General features: G+C 70.2%; 12 protein-coding genes. 6 read left to right on the forward strand and 6 right to left on the reverse strand.

Going from position 1 to position 18,422, the window contains the following annotated elements; all coding sequences use genetic code 11:
* Positions 1-3 precede the first annotated feature (3 nt).
* Genes MEBOL_RS31545 through MEBOL_RS31555 form a run of 3 tightly spaced genes read left to right on the forward strand, consistent with a single transcriptional unit; the run spans position 4 to position 3,845 of the window.
* Positions 4-960, forward strand: a complete 957-nt coding sequence (locus MEBOL_RS31545) for a FecR family protein (protein ID WP_095980916.1) — start codon at positions 4-6, stop codon at positions 958-960.
* Positions 961-964: 4 nt separating this feature from the next.
* Positions 965-2,428, forward strand: a complete 1,464-nt coding sequence (locus MEBOL_RS43840) for a hypothetical protein (RefSeq protein WP_095980917.1) — start codon at positions 965-967, stop codon at positions 2,426-2,428.
* Entirely contained in the window at positions 2,415-3,845 is a 1,431-nt protein-coding gene (locus MEBOL_RS31555) for a COG1361 family protein (RefSeq protein WP_157823784.1), read from the forward strand. Before MEBOL_RS43840 ends, MEBOL_RS31555 begins: the two co-directional genes overlap by 14 nt.
* Positions 3,846-3,888: 43 nt before the next feature.
* Here the strand turns inward: MEBOL_RS31555 and MEBOL_RS31560 are convergent, their stop codons facing one another.
* Complete coding sequence (locus MEBOL_RS31560; RefSeq protein WP_095980919.1) at positions 3,889-4,338, reverse strand: DUF2019 domain-containing protein; 450 nt, start codon at positions 4,336-4,338, stop codon at positions 3,889-3,891.
* Positions 4,332-5,771, reverse strand: a complete 1,440-nt coding sequence (gene sitA5, locus MEBOL_RS31565) for a SitA5 family polymorphic toxin (protein ID WP_483869352.1) — start codon at positions 5,769-5,771, stop codon at positions 4,332-4,334. The genes MEBOL_RS31560 and sitA5 overlap by 7 nt, the downstream gene beginning before the upstream one ends.
* A 145-nt stretch (positions 5,772-5,916) precedes the next feature.
* Here sitA5 and MEBOL_RS31570 point away from each other — a divergent pair, with 145 nt between their 5' ends.
* The gene (locus tag MEBOL_RS31570) at positions 5,917-6,138 is read left to right on the forward strand and encodes a hypothetical protein (RefSeq protein ID WP_245918992.1); all 222 of its coding nucleotides are present in this window, start codon (positions 5,917-5,919) and stop codon (positions 6,136-6,138) included.
* A 56-nt stretch (positions 6,139-6,194) separates the two neighbouring features.
* Positions 6,195-8,954 (forward strand): serine/threonine-protein kinase, encoded by a 2,760-nt coding sequence (locus MEBOL_RS31575; RefSeq protein ID WP_170115632.1) that lies wholly within the window; start codon positions 6,195-6,197, stop codon positions 8,952-8,954.
* A 10-nt stretch (positions 8,955-8,964) separates the two neighbouring features.
* Here MEBOL_RS31575 and MEBOL_RS31580 read toward each other — a convergent pair whose 3' ends face one another.
* Together MEBOL_RS31580 and MEBOL_RS31585 are read right to left on the reverse strand one after the other, a co-directional pair.
* Positions 8,965-10,173 carry a sensor histidine kinase gene (locus MEBOL_RS31580; RefSeq protein WP_095980922.1) on the reverse strand — a complete coding sequence of 403 codons (1,209 nt, stop codon included), beginning with the start codon at positions 10,171-10,173 and terminating at the stop codon, positions 8,965-8,967.
* Between the two features lie 216 nt (positions 10,174-10,389).
* The gene (locus MEBOL_RS31585; protein WP_095983116.1) at positions 10,390-13,320 is read right to left on the reverse strand and encodes a TolB-like translocation protein; all 2,931 of its coding nucleotides are present in this window, start codon (positions 13,318-13,320) and stop codon (positions 10,390-10,392) included.
* Positions 13,321-13,432: 112 nt separating this feature from the next.
* On the opposite strand from MEBOL_RS31585, the gene MEBOL_RS31590 reads away from it, so the two are divergent.
* Positions 13,433-14,716: a hypothetical protein gene (locus MEBOL_RS31590; protein ID WP_095980923.1), complete on the forward strand. Its 1,284-nt coding sequence runs from the start codon at positions 13,433-13,435 to the stop codon at positions 14,714-14,716.
* Positions 14,717-14,781: 65 nt separating this feature from the next.
* Here MEBOL_RS31590 and MEBOL_RS31595 read toward each other — a convergent pair whose 3' ends face one another.
* Together MEBOL_RS31595 and MEBOL_RS31600 are read right to left on the reverse strand one after the other, a co-directional pair.
* Positions 14,782-15,627, reverse strand: a complete 846-nt coding sequence (locus MEBOL_RS31595) for a DUF2520 domain-containing protein (protein ID WP_095980924.1) — start codon at positions 15,625-15,627, stop codon at positions 14,782-14,784.
* Between the two features lie 4 nt (positions 15,628-15,631).
* Positions 15,632-18,229, reverse strand: a complete 2,598-nt coding sequence (locus MEBOL_RS31600; RefSeq protein WP_095980925.1) for an AAA family ATPase — start codon at positions 18,227-18,229, stop codon at positions 15,632-15,634.
* Positions 18,230-18,422: the final 193 nt, after the last annotated feature.

Raw genomic sequence — 18,422 nt, forward strand, 5'->3', positions numbered from 1 at the left:
GGCATGAGTCCGAGGATGGATCCCCTGAGCCGGGCGATGGCGCTCGGGTTGGGCGCGGCGCTGCTGTTGGCCGCGGCCGGCGCGTGGCTGCTGTCGCGGCACGAGGCCGATGCGCCCGCGCCGCTCGTCCTGGCCGAGCCACCTCCGGCGGCGCCTGGGGTCGAGGAGGCTCCGCGCGCGCGGGTGCTCGGGGTGGTGGGAGTGGTGCAACGAGGCCAGGGCGAGCGGTGGGTGGCACTGGTGGTGGGTGAAGTGCTCGATCCGGAGGACGCCGTGCGCACGGGGCCCGGCGCTCGGGTGGAGCTCCGGGTGGGTGACGAGGCGTCGCGGCTGTCCATTCCCGAGCGCTCCGAGGTGAGGATGGAGGCGGTGACGCGCGCCGTCCACACCATCCGGTTGGAGCGCGGCCGCATCGACGTGGACTACCGCGAGCGGGAGGCGCGTGTGCTGCGCGTGCACGCCCAGGGCGGGGTGGTGGCCGAGACGCGCGCCGCGCACTTCACCCTGTTGCGCCGGGGAGCCATGGTGGCGGTGGTGACCCGGGGGGGGACGGTGGACCTGTCGGCCGAGGGCGCCACCATCCAGATTGGCGCGGGGCAACAGGGGCTCGTCTTCGAGGGCGCCCGGCCACTCGGCCCGGAGCCCATTCCCCTGGAGGTGCTGCTGCGCGTGGCGGCGAACGCCCCCGCGAGTGGCGAGGCCCTGTGTCTGTCCCTCCGGGGCGAGGTGCGCGCGGGCACCGAGGTGTGGGTGGAGGGCGCGCCCACGGAGGTGTCTCGCGAGGGGACCTTCCGCGTGGACGTGCCGCGCGCCCGGGGCCGCCTCCAGGTGTCGGTGGTGGCGAGGGAGCCGGGCGGCGCGTCCCGGGAGCTGTCCTTGCCCTGTCGATCCGGAGTCCGGGCGGGCGCGGGGGCGTCCCGGGTGGAGTCGGTGAAGTTCCGCTGGAACGAGGAGCCCTGACGTCATGTGCCCGCGTCCGGTGCCAGGCGTGCTGCTGCTCGTGGGGCTGTGGGCCTTTGGCGCTTCCGTGCGCGCGGTCCATGCGGAGGCCGCCTCCACGCCTTCCCAGGACGGAATTCGCGTCGTGTTCGTTCCGGAATATGGGGTGCTCGGCGACGAGCGCGAGCTGGAGGTGCGCGTCGAACTGCCACCCGAGGCCACGGACCTGGAGTTGTTCGCGAGCGAGGGCGAGGTGGGGCCGCTCACGCCCATGGCGCCGGGCGTCTTCCGCGCGCCCTACGTGCCCCCCCGGCAGCGGCTGCCCCGGGAAGTCATCCTCACCGCGCGGGCGCGGGGGCCTTGGGGGCCTCTGGAGGGATGGTCACTCCTGCCGCTCTGGGGCCGGGGCCAGGCGGAGGTGCGCACCCGGCCGGGTGCTCCCGTCTCGCTCCAGGTGGGTGAGCGGTCCTTCGGGCCGGTCCAGGCGGACGCGAAGGGCCTCGCGCGGGTTCCCCTCACCGTTCCTCCCGGACACCGGGAGGCCTTCTTCGGCGCCCGGCGCATCGACCTGGGCGTGCCCCCATGGCCCTGTGTCCATGCCGTCGCCGAGCGCCGCCAGGTGCGGGCCGATCAAGCGGAGACGGTGGATGTCCGGCTCTTCCTCTCTCGATTGAAGGGCACGCCCGCGCCTCCAGGGCCCTTCACCTTCACCCCGTCGCGTGGCGGCGTGAGTCTTCCCCTCGAACTGGAGCCCGGCGTGTTGCTCGTGCGCTGGACGCTGCCTCCGGGCCCCACGGGCGAGGTGTCACTCCAGGGAGGCGTGGGCCACGACCCGCGCTGGTCGTTCGAGGTTCGGCTGGAGGCGGTGTCCGGCCCGGCCCAGCGCTTCGAGTTGAAGGTGGACCGCGAGGAAGTCGTGGCTTCCGAGGCGGCCCGGATCGGCGTGGAGGTCTCCGCCTGGGACGCGGCGGGCAATCCGCGCCGCTCCGTGGTGTCGCTGGCGCCGCGCCTGGGTGGGGTGACGAACTTCGCGGATGTGCGGGCGCCGTCGGCGGGCGTGCGGTTGGAGGTGTGGCCGGTGCGTGCGTGGCCGGCCCTGGGATTGATGCTCGACATGGGCATGCTGGGCTTCTCGCGCGGGGGAGGGACGGTGGTGCCCGGCTTCTCGGGGCGCATGCTCCTGTTCGACACCACCGTGGCGGTGGGACTGCGCACGCCCCGCGAGCATGGGCTCCAGGGGTGGACCGCCGTGGGGCTCTCCCTGGCGCGGGTCCATGGCCGCTCGGAGTGGGCCCAGGGCCTGTCCCTGGCGGAGGGAACGTGGGTGCCCGGGGCCCAGGCCCTGGTGGGCGCGGGCGTGGCCCTGGGGCCCGGCCAGCCCTTCCTCGAGGCCCGAGTTTGTTGGTTCGATGATCCGGCCCTGCACGTGCTGCGGGGCGCGCTCGGTGGGGTGGCACTCCACCTGGGGTATCGCCTTGAGCTCTTCTGATCTCCGCCGGGCCGCGCTCTCCCTGTCGTGCCTGCTCGGGGCTTCCTGCTCGATGGGTCCCGGTGACGGGTATGCGCCCCGGCTCCACCGCGTGGTGCCTGGCTGGGGCGTGAATACCCAGCCGGTGTCCGCGGTGCTCGAGGGCGAGAACTTCCTGCCGGTCGCCACCCAACACCTGGGCGGGCCGGAGCCGGTGACGATGGAGTCGCGCTTCGACGTCTACCTCGGCGAGCGGCGGCTCCCGGACGTGACCTGGGAGGACGCGCACACGTTGCGGCTCCAGATTCCCGAGGGGCTTGCCCCGGGATGGTATCCCCTCGAGGTGGAGACGCCCCTGGGCGAGCGCGTGGAACTTCCCCGCGCCTACTACGTCTCGGAGCGGCCGCCGTCCTCGCTGAAGGCCAGCGCCACGTGGACGCGCGAGCGGTTGTGGGTGGGCGAGGAGACGCGGCTGTTGCTGACGGTGGAGAACACGGGAGGCACCCGCGCGCGCGCCGTCCACCCGGAGCTGCGTGTCGAGGGGCCTGGGCGCGAGGTGAAGCTCCGCCCTGAGTCCTCGCCCTCGGAGGTGGAACCGGGGGCGAGCGTGTCCTTCGCATGGAAGGTGGAGGCGCGCACGCCGGGGGCTTCCCTCTGGCGGCTGAACGTCCAGGGCGAGGACGAGGCGAGTGGGGAACGTCTCCCGGTGCTCTCCATGGAGACGGGACTCGAGGTGCGCGAGCGCCCGGAGCTGACCGCCTCGCTTCAGGTGCGGCCCGAGGTGGCGAACGTGGGCCAGAAAGTCCGAGTCACGTTGCACGTGGACAACGCGGGACCGAGCCTGGTGCGGGACGTGAGGCCCGAGGTGCCCGTCATCGAGGGGTCCGGAGGTATCGAGGGGGGCTCGTCGACGTCCGCGCCGGAGAGTGTGGACGTGCCACCGGGGGAGGGGCGCGACTTCGAGTGGACCTATGTCGCCTCTCGGACGGGCGCGGTGAATGTCCGGGTGGGGGCGGGAGGCTTCGATGACTTCACGGGCGGCGGAGTGCGCTCGGAGGAAATGCGAGCGCCGCCCCTCTTCGTGCAAACCCCAGGACGTCTGGTGGCGGCCTTCACCCACGTGCCGGTGAACGTGAATGCGGGGGAGTTCTTCCTCGTGGACCTGGAAGTGGTCAATCTGGGTGACTCCCCGGTGTTCGGAGTGACGCTGGACAGGGCGAGCGCCTCTGGCTCGGGAGGGGTGACGCTCGTGTCGGGGCCCGAGCCCACGAGCGTGGACATTCCTGGCAAGGGGAGGGTGGTATTCCGCGCGCGATTGGTGGCCCGGCAGCGCGGCACGTGTGTCTTCCGCGTGGGGGCTCGCGGCGTGGACCAGACGGATGGCGAGAGAGTGTCGTCCCCCTCCATTGACTCCCCGCTGGTGAACATCACCCGGTGAAAGTAGAGTCGAGGTCGTCGGCTTGAAGCGCTTGAGGGCTGCTTCAAGTGGGCTTGTCCCGCTTGCTCGCCCTCGGTCTGTCAGACGCGGCACGTTCCGTGCGTGGGCGGCTGCACTTGCTGGGCCCCGCTTCATCCTCGGCAGGGTCTAGGGCCCATGTTCCGTCCTCCCAGCGTTTCAACGCCTCGGATGCTTCAAACGGGACCAGCCCTTTGCCCTTGGCTGCTTCTTCCAAAACCGCTTTGGCTTCCGCCGTGCGATGGCGCAACAGCAGCGTAGCCGCCGACACCCGCACGTCCATTCGCGGATGCGTGAAGAGCACGGCGAGCGCATCCCGCCCCGCATCACCACCAGCGCGCAGTTGCATGAATGCGGCAATGGATTTCTTTGCGTGTTTGTTTCCGACCTTCGCGTCCCCCGCGACAATCTGCTCCGTTTGCGCCTGTACGTGATAAGCGAACTCCTCCACGAGCTTCTCGAAACTTTTCACCATACCCCGGTCCTTACATTATCAATTGCCCGCAGGCCGAACGTGCGCTGCGCCTCGTAGGATTGGCCGCTCAACCACTGTCGAATAGTCAGTCTGAACGATCCGGTGATGTTGTACTTGATCGAGGAATAAAGGCGACTGACTTCGGTGTGCAACGCCTTGTCTAATGCGGCGACATTCTCTGTATTGTGCAGGGCCTCGCCTCCGAACCGCTTCACGTTGCCAGGAGTCTGCTCCACGATGTGATGCCACTCCTTTCCGGGGCCCGCTGCTCCCATCGCCGACTTGAAGCCACTAAATGATCCCCACGCCCTGTGTCCGTTGGGGAGGAGCTTACCTCGGCTCGGGGCAGGGCTCCCAGCGGTAACGCCTCGGGCCGCCATGGCCACGACATGAGGCGCCAACACCATGCGGATCGTCTCCTCTGGCACGGAGACAATGACACGCTCGGCTCCGGTTGCCGTCTCCAGCAGGCCCAAGCCAGTACTAGCCGCGACTCTTTCCGACGCTTGTGCGAATCCGGGAAGCTTTGGGGCCCTGGACGCGAGCGCCGCCGTTTCACCTATCGCCGCCGTCCCCACGACTACGAGAATCCGCACACTGTTGGGGCCGATGACACGCCCAAAACGCTCGCCAATCTCGCGCAGCTCCGCGAAGGTAGAGGCCCGGGGTGCATCCTCGTAGAGCTGCGCATAGGCCCGCAGCAGATCGAAGAATTCATAACCGAGATAACCCCACAAGGCGGCGCTAAACACCAGGGCCGCGCCCTTTGTCACCGGCTCGGGCACTGGCGCCAGCAGCAGCGCCATATAAACCGTGATACTCATGCTGATCATCGCGAGGATCCGTGTGGGGTCGAGCATGGCCCGCACTTCCGCGCTTACGCCATCCAGGGCTGGCCCAACCGCCAGAGCGAGCGCGAGGCTTCGCCTGTCGTCATCCTGGAAGTGAGGCCCGTCTTCAAAAAGCGTCAGACAATCCCCTGGAGTGCCGCGCCGCTCGCAAAACTGCCCATAGGACAGGGCCAGACCGGATTGCCAGGCGTTGCCGCTCAAGGGCGCGGAAGCCAGCGCGAGCCTACGCCCGACATACAGCGGGGAGCGGGACGCGGCCACCCGAAGCGGCGTGTTGAGCCACAGCGTTGTCATGGCCGCCGAAAACTCGGCATCACTCACCTGCACAGGCGCGAAGTTCGTGGGCAGCTTGGTGAAGAAAGCCTCTCCCCGCTCCCCGGTCTCGGCTTCCAACTCCAACGCCCACGTTTCGGATGAGTCGTGCAGCACGGGTGGACGGGAACGGGAAGCCGTCAACCCTCCATCCGTGGGGGCCCTTGTGGCGCACGCTGTAAACAGCATCAAAGCAGCCAGCGCCAGCGCGCCCGCGCGCAGGAACCGCCGTGGGCTCACGGGACGAATATCGACAGAACGCCTAGACATTGTCGCACCTCTCAGGGCGAACCGCCCGAACTGGAAGCCTAGACCCGTCGATTACTGAAAACGGCTGACAGCGAGCAAGCCGTCGGGTCTGGTGTGGTGCTGAAAGCTCATCGGCTCCTTCGGAGAAGACGTCTTCAAATTGGGCATGACGCGGCGCCTCGTTCCGCAGGACCGTATCAACGAGCGCAAGGAGTTCTTCCGGGTGACCCTGGATGAGATCGCGGAGGCCGTGCGCAATCACCATGGTGAGTTCGAGTTGACGCGGGTGGCCGAGGCGGCCGAGTACCGCAAGTCCCTCGCCCTCATCGAGGAAGAGCGACAGAAGGCTCCATCCGCCCCGCCTCCACAGGTGCGTGCCGTCGCTTGATGAGGGGCCCCATCCACGGAATCCCGGGGGTGGGTTATGTTGGGGGCCACCGCCCCATGAGCCGTCGCCCGCGAAGCGCTGGAAAGAGTTCCGATACCTTCATTCCCCCGAAGGCGAGGCATGAGGCCGTCGCGCGGAGGCTCGCCGAGGGGGAATTGATCGCGGGCCGCTACCGCGTCCTGTCATTCGTGGACGAGGGGGCCATGGGCGCGGTCTACGCGGTGGAGGATCAATCGCTGCGTGAGCGGGTCGCTCTCAAGACGCTCCACGTTCAGGGCGTCTCCGCGCCGCGAATGGTCAAGCGTTTCAAGCGCGAGCTGCGTCTGGCCCGCAGGGTGACGCACCCCAACGTGTGCCGGGTGTTCGACCTGGGCGAGCACACCCCGGCGGCGGCGGCAGGCGAGGACGCCTCGTTCGCGTTCCTCACCATGGAGTTCCTGGAGGGGGAAACCCTCGAGGCGCACCTGCGGCGCCAGGGGCGGATGACTCCGGAGCGCATTCTTCCCCTGGCCGAGCAGATGGCGGCCGCGCTCGACGCGGCGCATGCCGCGCGGATCATCCACCGGGACTTCAAGAGCGGCAACGTGATGCTGGTGCCCTCCGGCTCCGGGGCCTTGCGCGCGGTGGTGACCGACTTCGGGCTGGCGCGAGGCGAGGGAGTCGAGGACGACGTGAGCACCCAGGAGGGCGCCCTGCTGGGAACCCTCGGCTACATGTCACCCGAGCAGGTGGAATGCCGGACGCTGTCACCCGCCTCGGACCTGTACTCCTTCGGCGTAGTGCTCTTCGAGATGGTGACGGGCCAGCTTCCCTTCCTCGGGGACACGCCCATGGTCATGGCCATCAAGCGCCTCTTCGAGCCGCCTCCCTCGCCCGGGAGCCGGGTCCCCGGGCTGCCGGCCTCCTGGGACGCGGCCCTGCGCCGATGCCTGGCGCGCCAGCCCGAGGAACGCTTCCCCTCGGCGTCGCGAGCCGTCGAGGCCTTGCGCGGTGCCATCCCCACCCCGAGGGCGTCTCCGCCCGAAACTCCGTCCTCCACGCCCTTCGCGGACATGATGTCCTCGCCTCCTCCGTCGGCATCGAGGAAGTCCTCGCGGGGGACGGCTCGGCACGAGGTGCGGGGGGCCCTGCCCACCCATCCCGAGGCGGCGCACCTCTACGCGGAAGGGTTGCTCGCGCTGCGTGGCCATGAGTCGCCGCTGGCCATCGAACGGCTCGAGCGGGTGGTGGAACTGGAGCCCGGATTCGCGCAAGGCCATTCGGCACTCGCCGCCGCGTGCAAGCTCTCCTTCCTCGAATCGCGTGCCCGGGCCTCCGCGCGGCGTGCGCTCGAGCTGTCCGAGGGCCTGCCGCGCGAGGAGCGCTTGTGGGTGGTGGCGCGCTACCACGACGCGCATGCCGAGTGGGCTCAGGCCATCGAGGCCTACCGGACGCTCTCCGAGTTCTTCCCCGGCAACGTGGAGTACGGCACGGCGCTGGTGTCCGCGCAGGTGTCCGCGGGCCTGGTGCGCGAGGCATTGGTATCGCTCGAGGCTTTGCGGCGATTTCCAGAACTGGAGGACGGGGACGCGCGCATCGACCTGGCGGCGGCCACGGCCACGATGATGGCGGGGGATTTCCCGGCCTCGCGGCGGCATGCCGAGTGGGCGGTGGCACGGGCCCAGCGCCTGGGGCATGCGCTCATCGTCGCCTCGGCGCTCGTCGCGTGGGCCTTCGCGATGCGCAACCTCGGCGAGTCCGCGCGGGTCCTCCCGTCCCTGGAGGAAGCGGTGCGGCTGTTCCTCTCCCGGGGGGAGCGGGGTGGGGCGGCACGGGCGATCACCGCGCGCTCCATCGTGCTCATCGACCTGGGGCGGATGCGGGACGCCGAGGGCTCCCTGGCGACGGTGGTGCGCGTGGCCCGGGAACTCCAGAACCAGGCGCTCGAGGCCGAGGCGCTGGGCAACGCCGGTTGGTTGAGCTGCCACCTGGGCGACATGGAGCTGGCCCTGAAGCGCTCACGCCGGACGACGGCGCTCTACCGCCAACTGGAGATGCGCGCCGAGGAAGCGACCTTCGTCGTCCAGACGGGGATGGTGCTTCGGCGGCGGGGAGACCTGGACGAGGCCCAGCGCCTGCTGGAGCAGTCGAGGCAGGCGCTCAACATCGTCTTCGGGGATGAATACTCGGAGGGGTGGGCGAGCTACGAGCTGGGTCTGCTCTTCCTGGATCGGGGAGAGCTGGCGACGGCGCGGGGGTGGTTGGAGCGCACCCTGGAGTTGCGCCGGGCGCGGGATCTCAAGCCCTTCATCGCCGAGACGGAGCTGGCGCTGGCGCGGGTGGCGCTGGAGGCGGGACGCTTCGAGGAGGCCTTGTCCCTGGTGGAGCGGGTCTGCGCGGCGTACGCGGAGCAGCGGCAGCAGACCCTGGAGGGATTGGCTCAGGCGGTGCGGGCCCAGGTGCTGTTGGCCGGTAAGGAGCCGAAGCGGGCCCGCGAAGCGCTCGCCCGGGCCCAGGCGCTGACGCGGCACAGCGAGCACGTGCTCGTCACCTCGGAGGTGAGCTTGACCGAGGCCCGGGTGGCGTTGCGCGTGGGCACGCCCGAGGAGCGGCGGGCGGCCCTCGGCACGGTTCAGGCACTGCTCGAACAGGCGGCACGTGGGCACATGGGGAGCCTGCAACTGGAAGCGCGGCTCGTCCGGGCCTCGCTGGAGCGGATGGACGGAGAGGCCGAGGCCATCGCCGAGCTGAAGAAGATCGAGGCGGAGGCGGGCCGGTTGGGCTACCGCGTCCTCGCGGGCAAGGCCAGCGCGGCGATGAAGGGACGTGTCCCTTAGCGGGCTCGTCTCACGACGCCGCGATGGCCACCGCCTCCAGTGAAGCAGCCGCCGGGGCGGCGGACTCGCGCACGTGCGGCGGCAGCGTCAACCGGAACGAGGTGCCCTCGCCCCGCAGGCTCGACACGGTGATGGCGCCGTCGAACGCCTCGACGATGGACTTGCAGATGAAGAGGCCCAGGCCCGTGCCCTCGCCCCGGGGCTTCGTGGTGAAGAAGGGCTCGAAGAGGTGCGCCATGTGCTCGGGCGCGATGCCCATGCCCGTGTCCGACACCTCGGCGCAGGCCTCTCCCTTCGGGCCCGTCCACAGCCGCACGCGGATTTCATGCTCGCCCCCGTCCTCGGGAATGGCCTGGGCGGCGTTGACCACCAGGTTGAGGAACACCTGCGCGAGCCGGGGCTCGTTGGCGAGCACCAGGGGCACCTCCTGGTAGTCGCGCACCACGCGGGCCCGGTAGCGGATGTGCACGAGCGCCATCTTCAACGCCGCGTCGAGCACCTCCCTCAAGTCCACCAGGATGCTCCCGTCGTCCGAGTCCCGCGCGAAGGCCTTCACGTCCCGGGCGATGTCGCGCACGCGCTCGGCGCCCTCGCGGATGTCGCGCAGCGTCGTCTCCACCGCCTCCAGCCGCTTGCCGAGCGTCAGCGCTTCCTGCGGCGCCACGCTCCGGCGCAGCGACGGCAGCTCCTCGTCGAGCCAGTCCAGGTTGGACAGGATGTAGGCCAGGGGCGTGTTCACCTCGTGCACCACGCCGGCGGCGAGCAACCCGAGCGACGCCAGACGGTCGGACTGCACCAGCATGGCCTGCATGTGCTCGCGCTCCTGGCGCATCCGGTACTGCTCCAGGGCCAGCTTGAGGCGGTGCTCGAGCGCGTCCACCTCGAAGGGTTTGAGCAGGTAGTCGAAGGCCCCCAGGCGCAAGGCCTCCACGGCGCTGTCCACGTTGCCGTACGCCGTGACGATGACGGCGTTGCACCCGGGCTGCTCGGTGCGCAGCCACTTGAGGAATTCCAGGCCGCTCTCGCCCGGCATGTTCTTGTCGATGAGCGCGCAGGCGAAGGTGTGCCGGGCGGCGAGCTGCCGGGCGCTCGCGGCGTCCGCGGCCACCACGGGCACGGCGCCGGTGCGTTGCACCACGAAGGCCAGCAGGGCGCGCAGGGCGGGTTCATCGTCCACCACCAACACGGACTCAGGAGCAGGACTGGCAGCCGTTCTCATCCGCGCGACCTCCGGTGCAGGGTCTCCGGATGTGCCGATTCTCAGCCGGCGAGAGGAAATCCGACCCCGTGCCCCGGCGACGCATCCAGAAGGTAGGGGAAGCTGCGGATGTAGCGGGTGGGAGGCAAGGGATCGGACGTCCTCGGGCCTCCGAGGCAATCCAGTCCTTGCCCGAAGCGTTGGCTGCCCGAAGGGGCCTTGCCCTTTGGCACGAGCCTAGAGCGCGATACCCACCAGGTGCAGATGGCCGAGCCCGTCATCGAAGCGCCGGGCGTATTGATAGAAGAGGGACACGGAGACGGCCTGTCCGAAGTTCGTGCGCAGGAAGAGCGCGCCGCCCGCGGCCCGGTGGTTGTCGCGCAGATTCGTCCGGGCCCACCCTCCGAAGGCCTCCAGCTCCAACTGGCTGATGAAGAAGGATGGCCCGAGCCAGAAGAAGGACGTCCAGCCGTAGTCGAAAATGACGCGGTAGCGGTAGCGCGCGGAGGCGATGAGGACGTTGCGCGCCTCGAGGGCGAAGTCCTCGTAGCCGCGCAGGGGCTCCACGAAGCTGACACCGGGTTGCAGGCCCAGGGGAATGGAGCGGGAGGCCTCGGGGCCCTGGCGCCGTTGGTAGGTGAAGGCTCCGAGCGGGACGCCGCCCACCTGGAACAGCCCCTCGGGCGCGTGGGGCAGGGCGTGGCCGACGAGGGACAGGGTCAGGTTGTCGCGCTTCACGCCGGGCAGGCCGGGCACCACGGCCGTCAACTCTCCGCGCACCTCCGCGAAGGGGCGGGCGTTGTCGAACGCCAGGGGGTAGACGCCCGCGCTCAGGGTCAGGCCGAGCCCCCGCTGCGTGCCGCCATAGGAGGTGCTCTCCCCCGAGGTGAAGGACACGCTGGCCTCGGGGCCGAGCAGGGAGGTGCGCACGCCGGGGCGCGAGGACGTGGTGAACCAGTCGCGGCGCAGGGCCAGCAGCCGCGCGCTCACGGGCGTGGTCCAGAAGGCGCGGGACACGGTCAGACTCACCTGGAGATCCCTTCGGCCCACCTCGCGCAGGCGCGCGCCGGACAGCTGCACGGTCCAGGGCGCGGCCAGGGCGGTGCCATAGGTGAAGGAGACGCTGGGGTCGCGCAGCGCGGTATCGGCCTCCACGAGGAGCGAATACTGGTGCATGCCCAGCCGATCCTGCCCCGCGAGCGCCAGGCCGCCGTGGATGATGCTGCGCTCGGGATCCGCCACGTCGGGCAGCGCGTAGATGTAGGGCGCGCGCAACTCCGGCAGGAAGAAGCGCTCCAGCGTCGAGTAGGGCTCGTCGGAGAGGATGTCCAGGGCGTGGCCCAGGTAGGGCGCGGAGGCGGGGGTGGCCTCCACGGGGCCCGGAAAGGAGGAGGCGCGGACGGCCACCGGGGCGGCGGGGGAAGGGCGGGACTCGAGGGGCGCGGTGTCGAGCGAGAAGTCGAAGCCCTCGCGGTTGAGGAAGACCACCTCGGAGTCGCCATGCGGCGCCACGTCCATGACGAGGTGTGGCGCGTCGGTGATGCACTCGGGTGCTCCTCCGGCCACCAGGTCGAGCACGTGCGCCTGCCAGCGGCCCTCGTGCTCGCGCACGAAGACGAGCCGCCCCGCGTCCAGCCAGCGGGGCGCGTAGTTGAAGCGCCCGTCCTCGGTGAGGGCGCGCACGGTGCCATCCGTCTCGCGCAGCGCGAGGTTCCATCCCCGCTCCGTCATCCGGGAGAAGACGATGCGCCCGTCGGCCGCCACCGCCGGGGGGCCGAGCGACACCTGTCCCTCGAAGCGAGTGAGCGGCGTGCGCTCGCCCGTGAGGAGGTCCAACCGGACCAGGTTGGCGGTGTCCTCGCTGACGTGGACGAAGACATACGCGCGGCCATCCGGCGAGACGCCGCCGCCCATGCCCTGGATGCCGTCCCACGTCTTCACCACCTCGCCGGTGCGCGCGTCCACCCGCCACACGCGCGACAGGTAGCCGCCCAGCGCATCGACATCCGCGGCCACGAGGTACAGGAACTGGCCATCCCCCGTGAAGGACAGGCCGCTCATGTTGATGGGGTGGGTGGAGAGCCACCGTCGCCCAGGGAGGAACTGGGTGAGCGAGCGGCTGAAGCGCGTTGAGCCATCGCGCTCGCGCACGGTGAGGCGGGGCACTTCGTCGCGGCCCACGTCCACGGTGGCGGTGGCGCCGTCGGCGGGCGAGGCGGCGAGCCGGGCGAAGTAGCCCACCTGGGCGGCGAGGACGCGCTGGGTGGCGGGTCGCGCGCGGGGTTGGAGCGTGCGGGCGAGCTCCGCGCTGAACTCATCGAAGAGCGTGCCGATGGTGCGGTTGTACACGGCGCGAAAGCGCAGCGTCACGCCCACGGGCGGCAGGAGCGAATCCCCCTGATCGCCCACCAGTTGCCACAGCTTCTCCTCGCCGTACTTCTGGGCGAGCCACGCCACGAAGTGACTCCCCATGAGGTAGTTGCCGCCGAAGGGATCCATGCGCCGGTGGCCGGGGTTCAGGTAGCCGGGGTGGAAGTCGCCGCCGAGCCGCTGGGAGGCCGCCTCGAAGAAGCCCCGCCACACGGGGCTGTGCGGCCGGCCCTGCTCCGTGCCCAGCCGGCCCTCGTAGAAGGTGGCCAGTCCCTCGAGGAACCAGGACTCCGTGAGGGAGTTGGACTGGAACAGGCCCCCCGTGAAGGTGTTGAGCACGCCCCACAGGCCGTCCGTCTGCTGCAACTGCACGTAGTGCACGGCCTCGTGACAGCCCACCGCGCCCAGCTCCGCCGGGCCGAAACCCAACAGGTTGAACAGCTCCAGGGACATGTGCGACGGCAGCACCATCTGCTGGGGGAGACTGGAGTAGTCGGGCACCACGTACGCGTTGTTGAAGTCCTCACCCGTCAGGTAGACGAGCACCCGCTCACGCCCCTTGGGATTGCGGGGGAGCAGGCGCAGCCGCTCGACGCAGTCCTCCACCCGGGCCGCGATGCGCAGGGCGCTGGGCCGCAGACGGGCCGGGTAGTACAGCTCCATCGTGCGCGTGGACAGCTTGCGCATGTCCTCCCGGGCGAACTCCGTCTGGACGTTCTGCTCGAAGCGGGGTGTGACGAAGGCACACCCCGAGAGGGACAGCAGGAGCAGCAGGACGGAGAGGAAGCGGCGCGGCATGAACACCCATCCTAGGAGCGGGTGAGTATTCATGGCGATGAACTTGGTTTTCGCGATAAGGGGTGCGTCCGTTTCGTTACGGTCGAGTCCTTCATCAGTAGAGGAACCTTCAATGGCTCATCCCGCCCCTCCGCATGTCCAACAAGCCCAGGCCCAGGTCGCGGCCGCCTTCCAGCAGCTCGGGGGCAAGCCGGTGGATCTCCTCAAGTCCCCCTGGTCTGAGGTGGAAGCCGCCGTCCCGGGTCTGATCGGCGGCACCTTCCAGCCGAACAACCAGAACCACCAGATGTTCGCCCTGGGCCTGGCGGGCGCGCTCGCCGAGCGTCTGGCGGAAGACCATGGCGCCTTCTGGTTCCTCAACCGCGAGTCTCCCGAGGGGGCCTCGCTGGGCTTCCCCGACGCGCTCATCGTGCTGTCGCCGTTCGGCGAGGTGATGAACTCGCTGGTGAGCGGCAAGCTGTCGCGCCTGGACGAGGTGAGCACGAACATCCGCGGCATGCTGGGCAAGGCGCGCTTTGGCGCCCAGGGCGGCGGCCAGAAGCTGAGCGCCGCGGACTACCAGCGGCTGATCGATCCGGGCTTCATGCAGTTCCTGGTGATGGATCCGGCCAAGACGAACAAGGCCTTCGACTCGACGCCCGAGGCGCTGTCGCGGGAGATCCGTGACGCGCTGGGCCGTGCGCAGATGCCCAAGGAGGTGCGCGCGCAGTTCGAGGGGCAGGTGCTCTCGGCGCTGCAGCAGATGGAGCCGGGCAAGAAGCTGGTGGAGCAGGTGGAGCTGGCGCCGCGCATCGTGGAGCTGATGGCGCACCTGTTCGGCACGCAGGCGAGCACGGGCGCGGCGCAGAACGAGTTCTGGGGCCACCTGATCCTCCCCATGCTCTTCATCGGCGCGCCGACGAGCTTCCCTCCGGTGGACGACGAGGAGATCCAGGCCTTCACCCAGGGCGTGGCGCCGATGGAGCTGTTCGTGGACGTGGTGCCGCACTCGGTGCAGGCGCCGGACGAGGGGCTCCTGGGCGCGTTCGATCGCACCGAGGTGAGCCCGATCAATTCGAGCTTCGAGCGGGCGCGGGCGCCCCTGCACCTGCTCAAGCTGAACGTGGAGCGGCTCAAGCCGCTGCTCGCGAAGTTCGACGCGAACCAGATGGTGGACGCGGTGCGTCGCTTCACCAAGTACATGGAGGAGAAGTCGGGCAAGGGCGCGCCGCCCAACCCCCAGAACGAGGAGATGCTCAAGGCGGCCTCGGTGCTCCTCACGGACCTCAAGAAGCTGGTGCTCGAGGGCAAGGGCGACGTCTGCCTGCGCCAGATGACGGAAGGCGACGCCATGTCCGAGCGGGACCTGGCCGCGGTGCGCAACGCCCTGCAGGGGCCGCGCATCATCCTGAGCTAGCGCGGAATTGACTCACGCGATGCACGAAGGGGCCACACGGACGGACCGTGGGCCCCTTCTGTGTTTCAGGTGTTTGAAAGGGATTGCTTCAGCGCGGCGCGTGTCTCGGGTGTGAGCCGGTGTTGGACCAATTCCAATCCACGCAGCGACAGCGGCCGGTAGACGGCGGCCACTTCCGAGGGCAGGGCCGTGAGGTGGGCCGCGACCACGCCCGCGTCTCCTCGCGCGATGGGGCCGGTGTACCCAGCCGCCAGTCCTCGCGCCTCCACGCCCCGCAACGCCGAGCGGGTCAGCGGCAGCAGCGCGGCGAGCGCGTCCTCCTCGGAGATGCCCGCCACGCGCAGCGCCTCCACCGCCGCGGAGAGGGCCGCGACCACGCCTCCGGCGCTCAACACGGCTCCCGCATGGTAGGCGGCCCGGTGTTGCTCCTTCACCCGGAGGACGCGCATCCCCACGTCTTCCGCCATCCGCTCCAGCACCTCTCGCAGCCATTTCGAGCGGGTGCTGACCGCCACCGAATTGCCCGCCAGCGAGTCCCTCGCGTCCGATACCGCCACGAGCGGGTGGAAGGAACCCAGCACCCGTCCCTGGGGCGTGCCCAATGCATCGAGGGACAGTGCCCCCGCGCAGTGCACCAGGGCCGCGCCTCGCGCGAGCCGGGGCTTCATCTCCTCGGCCACGGGGGACACGGCCTTGTCCGGCACGCACAGCAGACACACCCGCGCCTGGCCCACGTCCTTCTCCGTCGCGAGCTGGAGCCTCAACCCACGGGCCCGGCGCTGACTCTCCTCGGAGCGCGCGAGCACCCGGACGGGCCAGCGCTTCGCGGCGAGCGCCAGGGCGAGCGCGCCGCCCAACCGGCCCGCGCCCACCACCACCACCGAGGGGCGACTGGGGCGCGCGGGACTCATCGGCTCACCGCTCCTCGCGCTGGAACTGCAATTCCCCGTCCTGCACGCTCACCTGGACCCGATCGCCCGCCATGAACTCGCCCGCGAGGATCCGCTCGGCGAGGGGCGCTTCCACCAGCCGCTGCACCACCTGGCGCATGGGCCGCGCACCCAGCTTCGGGTCGAATCCGCCCGACTTCATCAGCAACTCCACCACGTCCGCTCCGGCCACGTACTCGATGCTCTTCTCCGTGGCGAGCCGCTTGCGGCTCTCGTCCAGCAGCAGGGTGGCGATGCGCGCCACGTCCGTCTCGCTCAGGGGGCGGAAGGGCATCCGCTCGTCGATGCGGTTCCACAACTCGGGCGGCATCGCCTGGCGCGCGGCGTTGCTCGCGGCGTCCATGTCGTTCGTCTGGGTGCCCTGGGCCGCCGGGGTGCCGAAGCCGAGGCTCCGGCTCGTGCGGTGGAAGGCCTCCGCGCCCAGGTTCGTCGTCAGGACGATGACCGTGTTGGAGAAGTCGATGTGCCGGCCCTTGCCGTCCGTCAACCGGCCCTCCTCCAGCACCTGGAGCAGGAGGAGCTGCACCTCGCGGTGGGCCTTCTCGATCTCGTCCAGCACCACCACGCACGAGGGGCGGCGGCGCACGGGCTCGGTCAACTGGCCTCCATCGCCATAGCCCACGTACCCCGCGGGCGAGCCGATGAGCCGTGACACACCGTGGCTCTCGGACATCTCGCTCATGTCCAGACGCACGAGCAGATCCTTGCTGCCGAAGAGCACCTCGGCGAGCGCGCGCGCCATCTCCGTCTTGCCCACGCCCGTGGGGCCCAGGAAGAGGAAGGAGCCCATGGGTCGGCGCGAGGCGAAGCCCGCGTAGTTGCGGCGGATGACGCGGGCGATGCGGGAGATGGCCTCCTCGTGGCCGATGACGCGCTCGCCCAGGTCCGCCTCCAGCCGGAGCAGCCGCGCCGAGTCCGTCATCAGCAGGCGCTCCTCGGGGATGCCGGCGATCTTCGCCACGATGCGCGCCACGTCCCCGGCCTCCACCAGCTCCTTGCCCTCGCGGCGGCAGCGCGAGCCCGCCAGGTCCACCACGGAGATGGCCTTGTCCGGCATGAATCGGTCCGTCACGTAGCGCGACGCGAGCGACGCGGCGGCTTCCAGCGCATCGGGGGCGTAGCGCAGGCCGTGGTGATCCTCGTACCGGCCGATGATGCCCTGGAGGATCTCCACCGTCTCGGGCACCGAGGGCTCGTGGACGACGACCGGCGTGAAGCGCCGCTCGAGCGCCGGATCCTGCGAGATGAACTTGCGGTACTCGTCGTGCGTGGTGGCGCCGATGCAGGGGAACTCCCCGCGCGCCATGGCCGTCTTCAGCTCGTTGGCGGCGTCCTGGGGGCCCTCGCCCGTGGAGCCCGCGCCCACCAGCGTGTGGATTTCATCGATGAAGACGACCACGCGGCCGTCCGCGCGCCGCACCTCGTCCTTGAGGGCGTTGAGCTTCTCGGAGAAGGCGCCGCGCAACTGCGTGCCCGCCACCAGCGTGGCCATGTCCAGCTCGACGAGGATCTTCTCGGCGAGGCCTCCACGCAGCTCCGTCAGCCGCTGCGCCACGCCCTCCACCACGGCCGTCTTGCCCACGCCCGCCTCGCCTAGGAGGCAGGGGTTGTTGGTGCGCCGCTTGCCGAGGACGTCGATGACTTCCTCGATCTCCTTGGCGCGGCCCACCACGGGATCCAGCTTGCCCTCCTGGGCGAGCCGGCTCAGGTTGCGGCCGTGCGAGGTGAGCAGGGGGAAGCGCTTCTCGTCGAGGACCAGCGGAGCCGCCGTGCGGGGCGGCGCCGGACGTGACGGCGCGGCGACGGGCGGCGGGGTCTGCCGGGGAGGCGCCGGAGGAGGCACGGCCACGGCGGGAGCGGGAGGGGCCGCGGGCGGAGCCGCCACGGGCGCGCTCGACCCTCCCGAGGTGGGAACGGGCGGAGGCGTGCGGGTGGGCGCCGGGGGAAGGGGCGCGGGGGTGGCGGCGCGGATGTCCTCGTTCACCTCGTCGATGAGGTCGCGCGGAGAGAGCGCGGGCCGGGACGGCGCGCGGGGGGGAGGGGGCGTGCGCGAGATGCTCGGCGCGAAGGCCGACACGGGCAGGGCCGAGGGGGGCGAGCCAGGAGGACGGCTCGGCCGGGGCATGACCAGCGGCAGGGCCGTCCGGCCGGGCTGGAGCCGCCGGGGCGTGTTCCCACTGACACAGTAGGACAGGGCGATGTTCGCCAGGCTGATGAGGTGCAGCCCCGCCTTGGTGAGCATCTCCCGGGCGGCGCAGGGCACGCGGGTGAAGGCCACGAGCAGGTGGAGGCAATCCGCCTCGCGCGAGCCGATGCTCTGGGCGTTTTCCCGGGCCCTCATGCACAGCGTGCGCACGAGGCCGTCCTGCTCCATCACCTGGGCGGTCATCTGCTCGAGGAGGCTGTCCTCGTCGATGCCCTTCTCCTTGAGCAGGAGCTGGGCCCGGTTCTCCACCGTGAAGAGGGCGAGGAGCACGTGGGCCGAGGTGAGTTTCTGTGCAACGCTCTGGGCGATGTCCGAGGCTTCGTGGAGTACCTGTGCGAGATCCGTGCTGTCGACCATTCGGTCTCCGGAAGGCGAGCAGGCGAGCACATACACCCTTCGGATCCGCGCGGCAAAATTTCCGCGACAGGTTGCTACACCTTGACTTCGCGGTGGGAGATGATTCGGGGGGAACATTCGAACGGGTTCCGGGTTGACGGGCCCGATTTCCTCCCTGGTTGCAATGAAGGGCCTCTCCAGGCGTACATCCGCG

Origin of the sequence: Melittangium boletus DSM 14713, from assembly GCF_002305855.1 — a bacterium.
In the GTDB taxonomy this organism is placed as follows: Bacteria; Myxococcota; Myxococcia; order Myxococcales; family Myxococcaceae; genus Cystobacter; species Cystobacter boletus.